14 protein-coding genes and 4 tRNA genes are annotated in these 14,534 nt (G+C 58.5%); 13 read left to right on the forward strand and 5 right to left on the reverse strand.

The features are described from left to right. The first annotated feature begins 12 nt into the window (after positions 1–12). From AC1DWM_RS17250 to AC1DWM_RS17260, 3 genes are all read left to right on the forward strand, one after another. Positions 13–324: a cupin domain-containing protein gene (locus tag AC1DWM_RS17250; RefSeq protein WP_223514017.1), complete on the forward strand. Its 312-nt coding sequence runs from the start codon at positions 13–15 to the stop codon at positions 322–324. A gap of 105 nt (positions 325–429) precedes the next feature. Continuing rightward, the gene (locus AC1DWM_RS17255) at positions 430–1,581 is read left to right on the forward strand and encodes a TDT family transporter (protein WP_477795748.1); all 1,152 of its coding nucleotides are present in this window, start codon (positions 430–432) and stop codon (positions 1,579–1,581) included. A gap of 98 nt (positions 1,582–1,679) precedes the next feature. Next, positions 1,680–3,554: an MFS transporter gene (locus AC1DWM_RS17260; RefSeq protein ID WP_477795749.1), complete on the forward strand. Its 1,875-nt coding sequence runs from the start codon at positions 1,680–1,682 to the stop codon at positions 3,552–3,554. A 107-nt stretch (positions 3,555–3,661) separates the two neighbouring features. Here AC1DWM_RS17260 and sugE read toward each other — a convergent pair whose 3' ends face one another. The 3 genes from sugE to rdgC form a co-directional block, all read right to left on the reverse strand. Continuing rightward, entirely contained in the window at positions 3,662–3,976 is a 315-nt protein-coding gene (gene sugE, locus AC1DWM_RS17265) for a quaternary ammonium compound efflux SMR transporter SugE (RefSeq protein ID WP_007945200.1), read from the reverse strand. Positions 3,977–4,095: 119 nt separating this feature from the next. Beyond that, entirely contained in the window at positions 4,096–5,004 is a 909-nt protein-coding gene (locus AC1DWM_RS17270; RefSeq protein ID WP_223514210.1) for a bile acid:sodium symporter family protein, read from the reverse strand. 125 nt (positions 5,005–5,129) lie between these two features. Then, positions 5,130–6,050: a recombination-associated protein RdgC gene (gene rdgC / locus AC1DWM_RS17275; RefSeq protein WP_223514009.1), complete on the reverse strand. Its 921-nt coding sequence runs from the start codon at positions 6,048–6,050 to the stop codon at positions 5,130–5,132. A 161-nt stretch (positions 6,051–6,211) separates the two neighbouring features. On the opposite strand from rdgC, the gene AC1DWM_RS17280 reads away from it, so the two are divergent. The 4 genes from AC1DWM_RS17280 to AC1DWM_RS17295 all read left to right on the forward strand — a co-directional run bounded on the left by AC1DWM_RS17280 (position 6,212) and on the right by AC1DWM_RS17295 (position 6,750). Then, positions 6,212–6,287: transfer RNA gene (locus AC1DWM_RS17280), tRNA-Val, on the forward strand. 19 nt (positions 6,288–6,306) lie between these two features. Continuing rightward, positions 6,307–6,383 (forward strand) — tRNA-Asp (locus AC1DWM_RS17285). A 199-nt stretch (positions 6,384–6,582) separates the two neighbouring features. After that, positions 6,583–6,658, forward strand: a tRNA-Val gene (locus tag AC1DWM_RS17290). 15 nt (positions 6,659–6,673) lie between these two features. Continuing rightward, positions 6,674–6,750 (forward strand) — tRNA-Asp (locus AC1DWM_RS17295). 143 nt (positions 6,751–6,893) lie between these two features. Here the strand turns inward: AC1DWM_RS17295 and AC1DWM_RS17300 are convergent. Further along, positions 6,894–8,027 carry a catalase family protein gene (locus AC1DWM_RS17300; protein ID WP_477795750.1) on the reverse strand — a complete coding sequence of 378 codons (1,134 nt, stop codon included), beginning with the start codon at positions 8,025–8,027 and terminating at the stop codon, positions 6,894–6,896. Further along, positions 8,024–9,832, reverse strand: coding sequence for a di-heme-cytochrome C peroxidase (locus tag AC1DWM_RS17305; protein WP_477795751.1), 1,809 nt, complete (start codon positions 9,830–9,832; stop codon positions 8,024–8,026). The genes AC1DWM_RS17300 and AC1DWM_RS17305 overlap by 4 nt, the downstream gene beginning before the upstream one ends. Before the next feature lie 271 nt (positions 9,833–10,103). On the opposite strand from AC1DWM_RS17305, the gene AC1DWM_RS17310 reads away from it, so the two are divergent. From AC1DWM_RS17310 to AC1DWM_RS17335, 6 genes are all read left to right on the forward strand, one after another. Then, positions 10,104–10,829: an FKBP-type peptidyl-prolyl cis-trans isomerase gene (locus AC1DWM_RS17310; protein WP_223514000.1), complete on the forward strand. Its 726-nt coding sequence runs from the start codon at positions 10,104–10,106 to the stop codon at positions 10,827–10,829. A gap of 293 nt (positions 10,830–11,122) precedes the next feature. After that, complete coding sequence (locus AC1DWM_RS17315) at positions 11,123–11,587, forward strand: YkvA family protein (protein ID WP_223513997.1); 465 nt, start codon at positions 11,123–11,125, stop codon at positions 11,585–11,587. A 104-nt stretch (positions 11,588–11,691) separates the two neighbouring features. Next, entirely contained in the window at positions 11,692–12,033 is a 342-nt protein-coding gene (locus AC1DWM_RS17320) for a helix-turn-helix domain-containing protein (RefSeq protein ID WP_477795752.1), read from the forward strand. After that, the gene (locus AC1DWM_RS17325; RefSeq protein ID WP_007945207.1) at positions 12,030–12,401 is read left to right on the forward strand and encodes a hypothetical protein; all 372 of its coding nucleotides are present in this window, start codon (positions 12,030–12,032) and stop codon (positions 12,399–12,401) included. The genes AC1DWM_RS17320 and AC1DWM_RS17325 overlap by 4 nt, the downstream gene beginning before the upstream one ends. Further along, a complete protein-coding gene (locus AC1DWM_RS17330) occupies positions 12,402–12,809 on the forward strand; it encodes an SEL1-like repeat protein (RefSeq protein WP_477795753.1) in 408 nt (135 codons plus the stop codon). A gap of 238 nt (positions 12,810–13,047) precedes the next feature. Then, a partial coding sequence (locus AC1DWM_RS17335; protein ID WP_477795754.1) for a DUF6531 domain-containing protein occupies positions 13,048–14,534 on the forward strand: 1,487 nt, incomplete at its 3' end.

Below are 14,534 nucleotides of genomic sequence, written 5' to 3' on the forward strand. Positions count from 1 at the left end.
CGGACCGCCCATATGAAGATCATCCGCAGCAAATCCTACACCGCTGAACGTGCCTGGGGCGCGCTGGATATTGCCAACATGAACGGCATCACCACCCGGTTGCACTGGACGGATCAGCCTTACAAATGGCACGTCAACGATGGCCAGGAAGTGTTTGTGGTGCTGGATGGGCGGGTACAGATGCGTTATCGCGAAGAGGGCATTGAGAAGGACGTGCTACTGGAGGTCGGCGACATTTTTTATGCGTCCGTTGGCACCGAGCATGTGGCGTATCCGCAAGGCGCGGCGCGAATACTGGTGATCGAGTCGGAAGGCAGCGTCTGACGCTATATCTGCAAAATAGATAAGATATAGAGATATTACCCGTTATATAGATATTCGATTCGGTTCTACCATGGGCTCTACCTCACCCGAGGACAGGAGTTTGCCATGACATGCACCAACAGCCTCAAAACCGGCATCAAGCCGTTCAGCCACTTGCACCACCCGCGTGAAGTCATCCGCCAATTCACGCCCAACTGGTTCGCCGCGACCATGGGCACCGGGGTGCTGGCATTAGCGCTGGCGCAATTGCCCCTCGCCATGCCCGGCTTGCGTGTGTTCGCCGAAGGGTTGTGGCTGTTCAATATTTTCCTGTTCGTGCTGTTCACCGCCGTGTACGCGGCGCGCTGGGTGCTGTTCTTTAACGAAGCCCGGCGAATTTTCGGCCATTCGACGGTGTCGATGTTCTTCGGCACCATTCCCATGGGCCTCGCGACCATCATTAACGGTTTTCTGGTGTTTGGTCTGCCACGCTGGGGCGATGGTGTGGTTCATGTCGCCGAAATGCTCTGGTGGCTGGATGTGGCGATGTCCCTGGCGTGCGGCGTGCTGATTCCTTACATGATGTTCACCCGTCAGGAACACAGCATCGACCAAATGACCGCCGTTTGGCTGTTGCCGGTGGTGGCCGCAGAAGTCGCCGCTGCCAGCGGTGGCTTGCTGGCGCCGCACTTGGCGGATGCCCATTCGCAACTGGTGGTGCTGGTGACGAGTTACGTGCTGTGGGCCTTTTCCCTGCCGGTAGCCTTCAGCATTCTGACGATCCTGTTGCTGCGCATGGCGCTGCATAAACTGCCGCACGAAAACATGGCAGCCTCCAGTTGGCTGGCGTTGGGCCCGATTGGCACCGGAGCGCTGGGCATGTTGCTGCTGGGGGCGGACGCCCCGGCCATCTTCGCCGCCAACGGCCTGCCAGGCATCGGTGAAATCGCCGCAGGCCTGGGGCTGGTGGCCGGGATCACCCTGTGGGGTTTTGGTTTATGGTGGATGCTGATCGCGGTGCTGATTACCTTGCGTTACCTGCGCGGCGGCATCCCGTTCAACCTCGGCTGGTGGGGGTTTACCTTCCCGTTGGGGGTCTACTCGCTGGCGACATTGAAACTGGCCAGCACCTTGAACCTGACCTTTTTCAGCATCTTTGGCTGTGTACTGGTGGTGCTGCTATCGGTGATGTGGCTGATTGTCTCCCGGCGGACACTGCAAGGCGCGTGGCGGGGCGAACTGTTTGTGTCGCCGTGCATTGCAGGATTAAAGAAATAACCTGCCAAGATTAGGTAGTGTGTGGCCTGGATCGCCGTTCGACATTCCAATACGGGTATCCACGCCACTCGCAACCCAACATCAGGGACACATGGAAGATGAGTCACCCCTCACAGTTCACCTTGCTCCGCACCCGGCGCTTTCTGCCGTTTTTCGTGACCCAGTCCCTCGGGGCGTTCAACGACAACCTGTTCAAGCAGTCGTTGATCCTCGCCATTCTGTACAAACTGACCCTCGACGGTGACCGCTCGATCTGGGTCAACCTCTGCGCGCTGCTGTTCATCCTGCCGTTCTTTTTGTTCTCGGCACTGGCCGGGCAGTTCGGTGAGAAGTTCGCCAAGGACCGTCTGATCCGTCTGATCAAACTCGGCGAAATCGTCATCATGGCGGTGGGTTCCGTCGGTTTTATCTTCGATCATCTGTCGTTGATGCTGGTTGCGCTGTTCGCCATGGGCACCCACTCGGCGCTGTTCGGGCCGGTGAAGTATTCGATCCTGCCCCAGGCCCTGCGCGAAGAAGAGCTGGTCGGCGGCAACGGGCTGGTGGAAATGGGCACCTTCCTGGCGATTCTCGCCGGGACCATCGGCGCCGGGATCATGATGTCGTCCAGTCACTACGCGCCTATCGTCTCCGGCGCGATCATTGGCGTTGCCGTGCTCGGCTACCTGGCCAGTTGCAGTATTCCACGGGCGGCGGCCGCTTCGCCGGAAATGCGTCTGAACTGGAACATTTTCAGCCAGTCCTGGGTCACCTTGAAGTTGGGTCTTGGGCAGACCCCGGCAGTGTCGCGTTCGATTGTCGGCAACTCGTGGTTCTGGTTTGTCGGGGCGATTTATCTGACGCAGATCCCGGCCTATGCCAAAGAGTGGATGCACGGCGACGAAACCGTGGTGACGCTGATTCTGACGGTGTTCTCGGTGGGTATCGCGCTCGGTTCGATGCTGTGTGAAAAACTCTCCGGGCGCAAAGTCGAGATCGGCCTGGTGCCGTTCGGCTCGTTCGGCCTGACCGTGTTTGGCTTGCTGTTGTGGTGGCATTCCGGCGGAGTTCCGGACAGCGTGACGGGCCATGGCTGGGTCGAAGTCCTCGGGTTTGGTCACACCTGGCTGGTGCTGATCGACATCCTTGGTCTGGGGATCTTCGGTGGTTTCTACATCGTGCCACTGTATGCGCTGATCCAGTCGCGCACCGCCGAGAACGAGCGGGCGCGGGTGATTGCCGCCAACAACATTCTCAACGCGCTGTTTATGGTGGTGTCGGCGATTGTCTCGATCATCTTGTTGAGCCTGGTCAAACTGTCGATTCCGCAGTTGTTCCTGGTGGTGTCGCTGCTGAACATCGGCGTCAACGCCTACATCTTCAAGATCGTCCCCGAATTCAGCATGCGCTTCATGATCTGGCTGCTCAGCCACTCCATGTACCGCGTGGAGCATCGCAATCTGGATCTGATTCCCGATGAAGGCGCGGCGCTGCTGGTGTGCAATCACGTGTCCTTTGTCGATGCGCTGCTGATTGGCGGCGCAGTGCGTCGGCCGATTCGCTTTGTGATGTACTACAAAATCTACAACTTGCCGGTGCTGAACTTTATCTTTCGCACGGCCGGGACGATTCCGATAGCGGGGCGTCAGGAAGACATTCAAATTTACGAAAGAGCCTTCAAGCGGATTGCGCAGTATCTGAAGGACGGCGAGCTGGTATGCATTTTTCCCGAGGGCAAGTTGACCGCCGATGGTGAGATCGACGAGTTCAAGGGCGGGTTGACGCGGATTCTTGAAGAAACACCGGTGCCGGTCATTCCGCTGGCGTTGCAGGGATTGTGGGGGAGTTTCTTCAGCCGCGATCCGGGCAAGGGGCTGTTTCATCGGTTGTGGTCGCGGGTGACGTTGGTGGCGGGGCCGGCTGTGGCGGTTGAAGCGGCGGAGCCGGCGAAGTTGCAGGTGTTGGTGGGGGATTTGCGTGGGGCAGTTAGATAATCAGTGACTGTGCGGGCCTCATCGCGAGCAGGCTCGCTCCCACAGGGGATTTGTGACTGACACAGATCATATGTGGGAGCGAGCCTGCTCGCGAAGGCGGTAGTGGTTTAAGCGCTGACCTTGAGCCCAACCAACCCGGCAATAATCAACGCCACACTGGCCAGCCGAAACAGCGCCATCGATTCACCAAACAGTATGATTCCGGCAATCACCGTACCGACCGCACCCACCCCCGTCCAGATCGCATAGGCTGTGCCCAGCGGCAATTCCTTCATCGCAAGACCCAGCAAGCCAAGGCTGACGGCCATGGCCGCAACGGTTAACGCGGTGGGCAGAGGGCGGCTGAAACCGTCGGTGTACTTCAGGCCAACGGCCCAGCCGACTTCGAACAGGCCGGCGAAAAACAGGATGATCCAGGACATGAAAGACCTCCATCGATTGACGGGGTCGTCCCCAGATTAATGACTCGATCGAGCCGCGAGGTCGTCCTCGCGTTGCGCCATAGAGTGCCCATCATTAACCCGGGGATCAAGTTTTCGGCTTATTCGGTTGCCTGCCGCGCAGCGAATTCCCGGTCTTCTTTCTCGCTCATCCGCCGGAAATACGTCGAGAGCAGCGCCCCGGAAATGTTGTGCCACACGCTGAACAAAGCACTCGGCACCGCCGCCAGCGGCGAGAAGTGTGCACTGGCCAGCGCGGCACCCAGTCCGGAGTTTTGCATGCCGACTTCCAGCGCAAGCGATTTACGTTGGGCCAATGGCAGCTTGAACAGGCGCCCGGTGAAGTAGCCCAACAGATACCCGAAGCTGTTGTGCAGCATCACCACCGCCATGATCAGCAGACCGGACTCGGCAATCTTCGCCTGGCTGGCGGCCACCACGGCGGTGACGATGATCACGATGCTCACAACCGAGATCAGCGGCAACACTTCCACCGCGTGGCGAACCTTGGCACCCAGTACACGTTGAGCCACCACGCCCAGGATGATCGGCAACAGCACCACTTGCAGAATCGACCAGAACAGCTCCATGAAGGACACCGGCAACCAGGCCGAAGCCAGCAGCCAGATCAACGCAGGGGTCAGCAACGGGGCGAGGAGGGTGGTGACGGCGGCAATGGCCACCGACAGGGCCAGATCGCCGCGTGCCAGCCACGTCATCACGCTCGAGGAGGTGCCGCTTGGGCAGCAACCGACCAGAATCACACCGACGGCGATTTCCGGTGGCAGGTGAAACGCCTGGCAGAGCAACCACGCCACGCCGGGCATGATCACGAAATGCGCAACCACGCCCAAGGCCACGCGCCATGGATGGCGGGCGACTTCGGCGAAGTCTTCAAGTTTGAGGGTCAGGCCCATGCCGAACATCACCAGCCCCAGCAGCGGCACGATCGCGCCTTTGAGACCGATGAACCACGCCGGTTGCAGGAAGGCCACGACCGCGAAAATCAGTGTAGGAGCCGGGCTTGCCCGCGATAGCGGTGGGCCAGTCTACATTTCAGCTGCTTGACACACCGCCATCGCGGGCAAGCCCGGCTCCTACAGGTGAACCGATTTCTTCAGGGGGAATCGGTTTTTTAGATCCCTTGCGGGGTCTCTTCGCCGCCCAGCGCTTCAACCAACGCCGGCAGGAAGTCGCCGAAAGTCAGCATCATCAGGGTGAAGCTGGCGTCCAGTTGGCCCAGGGCTTCTTCGCCACCGTCCTGTTCCGCTTGGTCTTGCAGCAAGTCTTCGAACTTCAGGCGCTTGACCACCATCTTGTCGTCGAGCACGAAAGACAGCTTGTCTTGCCAAGCCAGAGACAACTGAGTGACCACTTTGCCGGTGCTCAGGTGCAGCTGGATTTCTTCGCTGGTCAGGTCCTGACGCTTGCAACGCACGATCCCGCCGTCTTCGTGGGTATCACGCAGCTCGCATTCGTCCAGCACAAAGAAATCGTCAGCGGCTTTCTGGGTAGTGACCCATTCCGTCATGGTGGCGGTCGGCGACATTTTTACGGTCAGTGGACGTACCGGCAGGGTGCCGATCACTTCACGCAGGGTGGACAGCAAGTCTTCGGCACGTTTCGGGCTGGCCGAGTTGACCAGGATCAGTCCCTGTTTCGGCGCGATGGCGGCGAAAGTCGACGAGCGACGAATAAAGGCGCGCGGCAGGAAAGCCTGGATGATTTCATCCTTGATCTGGTCGCGCTCCTTCTTATAGACCTTGCGCATTTGCTCCGCTTCGATCTCTTCGACCTTTTCCTTCACGGCGTCACGCACGACGCTGCCCGGCAGAATGCGTTCTTCTTTACGCGCAGAGACCAGCAGGAAGTCGCCGCTGACGTGGACCAGCGGTGCATCTTCGCCCTTGCCGAAAGGCGCGACGAAACCGTAGGTGGTCAACTCCTGGCTTGCACATGAACGCGCCAGTTTGGTGGCCAGTGCAGTTTCCAACGCCTCGGCATCAACAGGCAGATCTTGGGTCAGGCGATAGATAAGCAGGTTTTTGAACCACATGGGGTAAGTCTCTCCTTATATACAAAGGGGGGCATTATTCTCTTCGCGGCGCCATAGGCCAACCCTTCGCTAAGCCTTTGGAAGGCCTGAGAAAATTATTTAAAAAAGTGCTTGCCAGAGGTGAGGTCGCTCCGTAGAATGCGCGCCACACCGAACGTGAAGGGTGATTAGCTCAGCTGGGAGAGCGTCTGCCTTACAAGCAGAATGTCGGCGGTTCGATCCCGTCATCACCCACCATTCGCATTCAGTGTTACGCGCAGCGGTAGTTCAGTCGGTTAGAATACCGGCCTGTCACGCCGGGGGTCGCGGGTTCGAGTCCCGTCCGCTGCGCCATATTCGGTTACCTGGAACGCTGAACGCCAGGTCACCACGGAAAAGCCCGCTAACGCGGGTTTTTTTCTGTCTGTAGATTGTCCGTTGTTCCTGCAGGTTGCATCGTTTCACCGGTTTTCGGATTTTTTTGAAAAATAATTCAATTAAATCAACACTTTACGAAAACATGTGGCATAATGTGCCCCGCAACGAAGGTAAAGGGTGATTAGCTCAGCTGGGAGAGCGTCTGCCTTACAAGCAGAATGTCGGCGGTTCGATCCCGTCATCACCCACCACTTTCAACGCTACGCGCAGCGGTAGTTCAGTCGGTTAGAATACCGGCCTGTCACGCCGGGGGTCGCGGGTTCGAGTCCCGTCCGCTGCGCCATATTCGGTCACCTGGAACGCTGAACGCCAGGTCACCACACAGAAAGCCCGCTTAATGCGGGCTTTTTGCTGTCTGGCGTTTGGCAAATCCCCGATTTTCACTGAGAAAGCGACCTTCGGGCCGCTTTTTTCGTTTTTGCTGGCTTACTGCTCAGCGTTGCGACTGTGGCGGTAATCGCTTACGGCTTCATACACCGCTTTGCGCAGACGATTGATGCCCCCAATCGGCCGATGGGCCTCAAGACCAAACCATGGGTTGAACGACTGGTTGTCGCATTGTAGGTTCAGCGCCGGTGTATCAAAGTCTTGAGCGGGCAGTTTGATCCGCGCGACCGTCTCGAACGGCGCATCGTTTTCGCTCCATTCAATGCTGGTGTCTTCGATGGGCATGTATTGGCTCGGGTCCTGGCGCTGAATCTGCAGGACGAAGCAGGCTGGCACCCGGTCGGCCGACAATTGCTGGTTCAGCGCATTACGCAGGAAATTAGGCAGTTTCTGGTTTTGTGCGGGCAGGGTATAAGTCGGGCAGCTATCCGGGTCCGGCATTACCCGGAATTTGGCATTGGCTTCACCGAACTTGTAGGGCGAAACCGAAAAGTAAGTCGTCTGTGTCGGGCTTTCCGGTGCGGTGGAGAGTGTCGCCAGGGCGATAAACAGATGGCGAACCTGCCAAGTGCGCGGGTCCCAGCCAGGAAAAAACGCCATCAGCTTCTGGCCGTCAGCCTGCGCCGCCACATTCTGACGGTACTCGGCGACATCGCTGACGAAGAAATTTGGATGGCTGAACATCACAAAGTCCTGTTCACCGCGGCGCTGTTGATCGGCGAGCAGTTGCTTGCCGGGCACATCGTGCAATTTGATCGCCATGCCCCGGGCATCGCGAATACTGTCGAACTGCGGATATGCGTTGCCGTTGGACAGACGCATCGTCGCTTGCCAGGTTTTGCCGGGTTCGCTGAACACGCCTTGGCGCAGTGCTTCTGAAAGATCCGGCAGCACCTGAACCTCGGCTTTTACGCAGCCATGGGCCTTGGCATGAGCGTCGCGCAGGTAGCGGGTACTTTCCCGGTGTTGATCGACGATGCGCACCGCGGTTTGAATGACGTCCTGGGTCATGGCGGCTTCGCCGTCCGGTATCAGTTCTTGCGCCGAAACCGGTCCGCTGTGCTGCCAGGCAAACCACGCCGTGGCCAGCGCCCAGCCGAGGAATCCAAGGCCAAGCAACCACAAAAGGGACTTGCCGAGAATCGCGCCAAAGCGCATCCAGAGTGTGCTCATGGCAATTGTGCCTCCAAGGGGCCGTCCAATACTTTCAGGTACTCAAGCAGCGCCCAGCGTTCCTCCGGTTGCAGCAAGCGGCCAATTACGCCGTTGCCGCGCTTGCCGGCACGGAACTCATGACCGCTGTTGTGATTGCCGGTGATGCGCGTGTCGAACACAAAGCCATTGGTGAAGGCCTCGGTGCGATAGCCAAGGTGTTGGGGGTCGTACTCGAACGTGCCTTTATAGAAGGTGGTGGCGCGTTCATCCTCAGGCGAGAGCAATTGATAAAGGCTCGGTACTGAGCCGTTGTGCAGAAAGGGTGCTGTCGCCCAAACCCCCGCCAGGGGGCGTGCCTTGTAGGCGCGCAACTCACGCACGCCAATCGGCAGGCCGAAGCCATTCATGGCCGGTTGTTCAGCGGTTGGAATGTTCGCATCACGGTAGGCACGATTTCCGACGAAAGCGGTGATGTAGGCCAACCCTTTGGCCGACGACAACTTGCTCAAATCCAGCGGTTCAGTGGGTGTCGGCTGCAAATGCACATCCATCTGTTTGAGCTCTGTCAGATCCCATCGCAGGGCGGAAAGGTCGAAACGATGGTCAGCAATGTTGTTCGCGGCCCCCGGGTCTGTGCCAATGAAATCCACCGGGAGCATTTTCAGATGTTGTACCCAGCGTCCGTCGCTCTCGACTGAGCGCGGGTTATGGCAACCGGCGCAATTTTCGCTGAACAACTCTCGACCCTTGGCTGCCAGCGGCTTGTCGACTGCACCGAGCAGCGCTTCAGGCCAGGCGGGTGGTTTGAGCCGTTGCAGGGTTTGTTCGATTTGGTGCAAGTCGTGCAATCGGACACTCGACGGGTAGCGCTCATCACCTTTGAGCGGTTGGCCGTTGGCATCGAAGAAACTCAGTGTGGCGCCCACCCCCAAGGACTCGCCGATGTTGCGAGCCATGGGTTGTTGCGCCGAACCGTTCCACTGCACCCAGTCGAACGTCCACATGTCCCACAGTTGCGGGTAATCCACCGGGGCATTGGCCACGCGGTAGTTGTCAGCTGAAATCGCATCGCCAAACGTGGCGTTTGCAATGCGCCCGAAGGCGTCGGTGCGGCCCGGTCCTTCCTCGGTGGGGTAGAGACCGCGGTGAGTATCGTTCCAGGCAACTTTCACGAAGGTATCGAGAGACGCTTTCAGGTCCTTGCGCAATTGTGGGTGCCGGGCGTCGTAGTTCTCGGCCAGCACGTTTCGAGCGAAGCGTTCGAATTTCCAGGGGTTCAGGTAAGTTGAGGTCAGACTGGCGACCAGCGCTTGCCCGAAACTGCCCCCTTTCAACGTCGGAACACTGGAAGGCAAAACATGTTGCGCCGAGCCGCCGTCAATGCGGATCGCCTGGCCGTTGAAGCGCAACTCACCGGTGTGGCAAGCAGCGCACGTGATGTCCAGAAACACGTCCGGACTGCCGGGGTTTTGGTGACGGGCAAAGCCTGCGGGCAAATTGCCAGGATTGTTTGGCGCGGGCTTCTGACCGGGGTCGATCAGGAAGCCAAAGCGAGCGAGGTAGTCGGGCGAAGCGAATCGTTGCTGGGAGAAGGGCAGTTCCAGGGCGGTGAACCAGTCATAGCGCAAGCCTTTGACCTGAGTGCCTTGGGGGGTGAAGTAGTAAGTCTGGCGGTCTTCAGCGCTCCACTGCTCCAGGTAATGCACCTGCTGCGCGGGTGACCAGGTCGGTAATTTTGGGTTGGCGACGTAGTACAGAGCCACGATGAGGCCCAGTCCCAACAGCACAGCGGCCAGCATCAGCAGGCGAAATAAAAGGCGCACGATAAACTTCCTTGTTAATTTGTCGCTCTCTTATGTCTCAGTGCACCGAGGTGCGGCAAGAGGCCATTACGCCATATGTTGTGGGATACAGGATCAGCTGTTGTAGGCACCTAGATGACAGAAGCTTCATGCTGCCAATGCTGAAATGAGTTAAAACACCTGAACTTATCAGGAGAATCCTGCTCTCATCCCGGTAGCCATTGGTCGTGGCCGCCTGATAAGCTCGCGGCTTTACTCGATTGCCCTTTAGGCGCATGAACAAGGAAATAGCATGAAACAGCATCGGTTGGCAGCGGCGGTGGCCCTGGTTAGCTTGGTACTCGCGGGTTGTGATTCGCAGACCAGCGTAGAGCTGAAAACTCCGGCGCAAAAAGCTTCCTACGGTATTGGCCTGAACATGGGCAAAAGCCTGGCTCAGGAAGGCATGGATGACCTGGATTCCAAAGCCGTAGCCCAGGGCATCGAAGATGCCGTCGGCAAGAAAGAGCAGAAGCTCAAAGACGACGAGCTGGTCGAAGCCTTCGCCGCCCTGCAAAAGCGTGCTGAAGAGCGTATGGCCAAGATGAGCGAAGAGTCGGCATCTGCCGGCAAGAAGTTCCTCGAAGACAACGCCAAGAAAGCCGGCGTAGTGACCACCGCTTCGGGCTTGCAATACGAAGTGGAAAAGAAAGCCGATGGCCCACAGCCTAAGCCGACTGACGTAGTGACTGTTCACTACACCGGCAAGCTGACCAACGGTACCGTTTTCGACAGCTCCGTCGAGCGCGGCAGCCCGATCGATCTGCCAGTCAGTGGTGTGATTCCGGGCTGGGTTGAAGGCCTGCAACTGATGCACGTGGGTGAGAAGTACAAACTGTACATCCCTAGCGAACTGGCCTACGGCGCCCAAAGCCCAAGCCCGGCGATTCCAGCCAACTCGGTGCTGGTATTCGATCTGGAACTGTTGGCGATCAAAGATCCAGCCAAAGACCCAGCCAAAGAAGACGCCGCCAAGTAATCAGCGTCTGCTTTGACAACAACGCCTCGCTAATGCGGGGCGTTGTTGCATCTGGTATTCAGTGACGGTAAACAAAGCGAACGGTTGCTGTACGCTGGAGTCATAGCCATTGAGGACGCCTGTGCTAGCTGCGCCGGGGTTCCAAGTCAATGAAATCTTGGGTTTTTTTATGTGAGTAAAAAACGCCCGATCTGAGCTGGACCCTTATGAAACGGGGCTTTCAGCCGCGAAAAGCAGCTCTGTTCACAAGGTTATCCACAATTTGTGTGGATAACATTTCAGTGGGAGGAATGATGAAAGCACCCTGGAGTTTCGCTCGATTCTTGCCACTCGCCGGGCGCCTGCTCGCACGCGGGCGCTTGCCGACACTGCTGTTCGCCGTCGCCAGTAAAGGTGCGAGTCAGGGTTATCGCCTGGGCAAGATTAAAGATGATCTGCGTTTATTGCAGGCACTGTGCCTGGCCTACTGGCGTGGGGAGTACCGTGCCATCAGCCCGAAGGCGCTGATTTCGGTGGTCGCAGGCCTGATGTACTTCCTCAGTCCGGTGGATGCCATTCCGGATTTCCTCCCCTTGTTTGGCATGCTCGACGACATCGCCGTGCTGGCCTGGTTGATGAAAGTACTCGACGACGAACTCAATGCCTTCCGCGCCTGGCGCAAGCGTCAAGTGCCGGAAAAGTTGGCAGTGGTCGAGCGTCTGCCCGATACCGCGGAACAACTTCGGCTCCAGAGCCCGAAAAAGAACCGGGCCGATTGAGAATCCCCTTTATTCATGCCCCCGCGCGACCTTGGCCGCTGTTAGGATTACACTTCTAGGGAAAAGTGCCGACTCGCAAAGTGTCGTTGTCCTACGGGGAAGTCATGGATATTCAGATAATCACACGCGAAGGCGAGCCCGAGTATGCAGTTTTACCGTGGGCTCAGTATCAGGCTCTACTAAAAGCAGCAGGCATTAACCAGCAACCGGCGCCCGACGCGCCAGTGCGTCACGCGCCACCACCAGACCAGATTCTTCCGGGTCTGGATCAACTACGCAGTTTGCGCGAAGGGAAGGGCATCGCCATTGAAGCGTTGGCCCGCACGGTAGGCATCAGCCCGTCTTATCTGGCCTTGATTGAAAGTGGCGAGCGTCAACCCGACGCTGCGATTCGCCGCAGCCTGGCCTGGGAATTGACGGTGTCAGGGTGGAGGGATGAATCGTGAGCGTACGCATCAGTCGTCACCATTGGGACGGATTACTGGGGGAGCTGGACCAGGCACGACGTCAGCGCCATCTTTTGACGTATCGCGCGTTGCTGGAGCGTTTGCAATTGCCCACGCCAGCCATGCAAACCTTGACCGCTGCACTCGAACATCTGGCCGCGCTGGACGCCAAGGCCGAGCAGCCACTGCGCAGCTCGCTGGTGATCAGCCAGGGTGCCAGCCGCCTGCCGCGCACCGGCTTCTTCGAATGTGTCGAGCGTCTGGGGCGTTTCTCCGGACCGTCTGACGGGGTCGCCGCCGCTTCCTGGCACGCTTCGGAAGTGGTGCGAGTGTTTGAATACGAATACCCCGAATCGGCAGAGGCCTGAGTGTTTTTAAAGCTCAAGGCCCGGGCCGGCTACTGGCTGGCCCGCCGGTTGTTTCACTGGTCGTGGTTTGTGCGCCAGCCGCGGGGCTGGAGCTGGCTCGAAGGCCAGTTTGCGCGCATGGCGAACCTGGGTGACGTCGGCGCCCAGAGCTTCTATGGCCACATCCTGACCTTTCGCGGCGTCGGCCTTGGGGCTCGCGAGGAGGGCGTACGATTGCTGCGCCTGGCGGCGCTGGCGGGCGATGGGAAAGCGGCGTATCAGGTGGGGGTGATTAGCCTGGCGGGTACGCCGAGCAAGGCGCCGGATCCAGTTGAGGCTGCTCGCTGGTGGGGCATGGCTGCGAAGGCCGGGCATCCGTTGGCTGAGCTCAAGCTGAAAGAGTTGGCGGCTCGGGGTGGTGGGCAGTAAATAAATCGATGTCCGATACACAAACGTGGCGTGAGGGAAATCTCACGCCACGTTTGTGTTTGTGCCTGCCTGTTGTTCGGTGGTGGCGAATCTAAGATTTTCCCTACAGSCATCGCCTACTYYYCTGACTTCTTTCCTGWYTGATCCCCKGCAAAGTCTCGCGCGCCCATTTTCTGCGCGAGGGATTGCYCATGWTYGACCCGATTKTYCWCYCCACTSCMTGCCGTTCGSTGCGTTGATGMCSCACATCGCCCGCATCGAGCAGGAACTCGACAGTTTTCCRSACACGCTKWCGCTYTAYCGCGAACAGTTGMAGSGTTGGTTTAACCAGGTGGCGGATCAGACCAGTCGCGCCACGGACATGCCGTCGCTGATGGGCATGGAGCGGCTGATAAAACTCGGTAATACGACGACTGCGGTGAGCAGTGGCGACGATGATTTTTTATCCAGTGTTGCGCAGTGTTCGGACGGCGGGATTCTGGAGATTGAGAGCAAGTTTGAGTCGGTTTATGACATTCCGTTGGGGAACATTTCGGTTGATGTGATTGCTGTTGATGGCGGCGAGAGCACGCCGGTTACGCTCGATGAAAATGGTAAAGGGCAGTTCGAAGGGACACCTGGCAAGTTTTACCGTGTTCATGTTCAGAGTGAAGTTACGCCGGCTCAAATTGATGATCTGTTCTCCTCTTATGACGGCCTGAGCAAAGAACTGGACGGCTGGCTGCGCGGTGAGTGGGCCGGGTTTAAACCGCAGTGGTCGCAGTCGACCTTTGCGGCCGCCGGGAACGGAATGCTCGCGGGAAGTTGGGCAGCGATTGTGGGGGTGTGGGACAGCATCAGCCTGCTCTCGGACATTCTCCAGGATCCCCGTAAGTTCGTTGGAAGGTTGGGCAGTGGTGCCGAGCAATTGGCCGAACTGGCAGAAAAATTCCCGGCCACGATGGCAAAAGTCCAGCTGTTGGTCAGTGACGAAGCGGCGTTGTGTTTGCTGTTGCGCACGGCCAGCCTGTGGTTGGACATGCTGCCACCCAGCGAGATCGCCGGTAAAACGGCCGAAGCGATTTCAACGACAGTGGTGCAGTTGCTCATCGACATTCTGATCGGGATCGTATTGACCTTCGCCGGTGCGGGGGCGGGCGTTGCCTATCTGGGGATGCGTCTTGCGAACTACGGCACGCGGATCGTCGACGCGGTTCTGGGTTTCGTCAAAGCGATCTTCACAATCATCAACAGCTTCATTTCCTACGTTGACCGCTACAAAGCCGTCGCCGCGCGCGGTGTCGCGGCAGGTCTGAAAAAAGGCCGGATGCAGTTGCGCTGGGATGCCAAGCGCAACACCACCCTCAAGCAAAACGAACACCACGACAACGTCCCGGATCAGGCGACAAACCCCAACGGCGACAGTGCCGATTCCGCCAACAAAACCGCCACCAACAAATGCCCGGTGTCGATGGTCACCGGCGAAGAACTGCTGACCCTCACCGACGGTTCGCTGGGCGGCCTCCTGCCGTTCGACTTCACCCGGCTTTATCGCACCAGCGCCGCCGAGATCGACTGCGGCCTCGGGTTTGGCTGGAGCCATTCCTTATCCCATTGCCTGGAAATCGACGGCGACACGGTCATCTGGATCGACCACGAAAACCGTCGCACTACATTCCCGCTGCCGTCCGCCGAACGCCCGGCCATTCACAACAGCCTGTCGCGCGCCGCGATTTATCTCGGGGC

The sequence above is a fragment of the Pseudomonas sp. P4_C8 genome, from assembly GCF_056401975.1.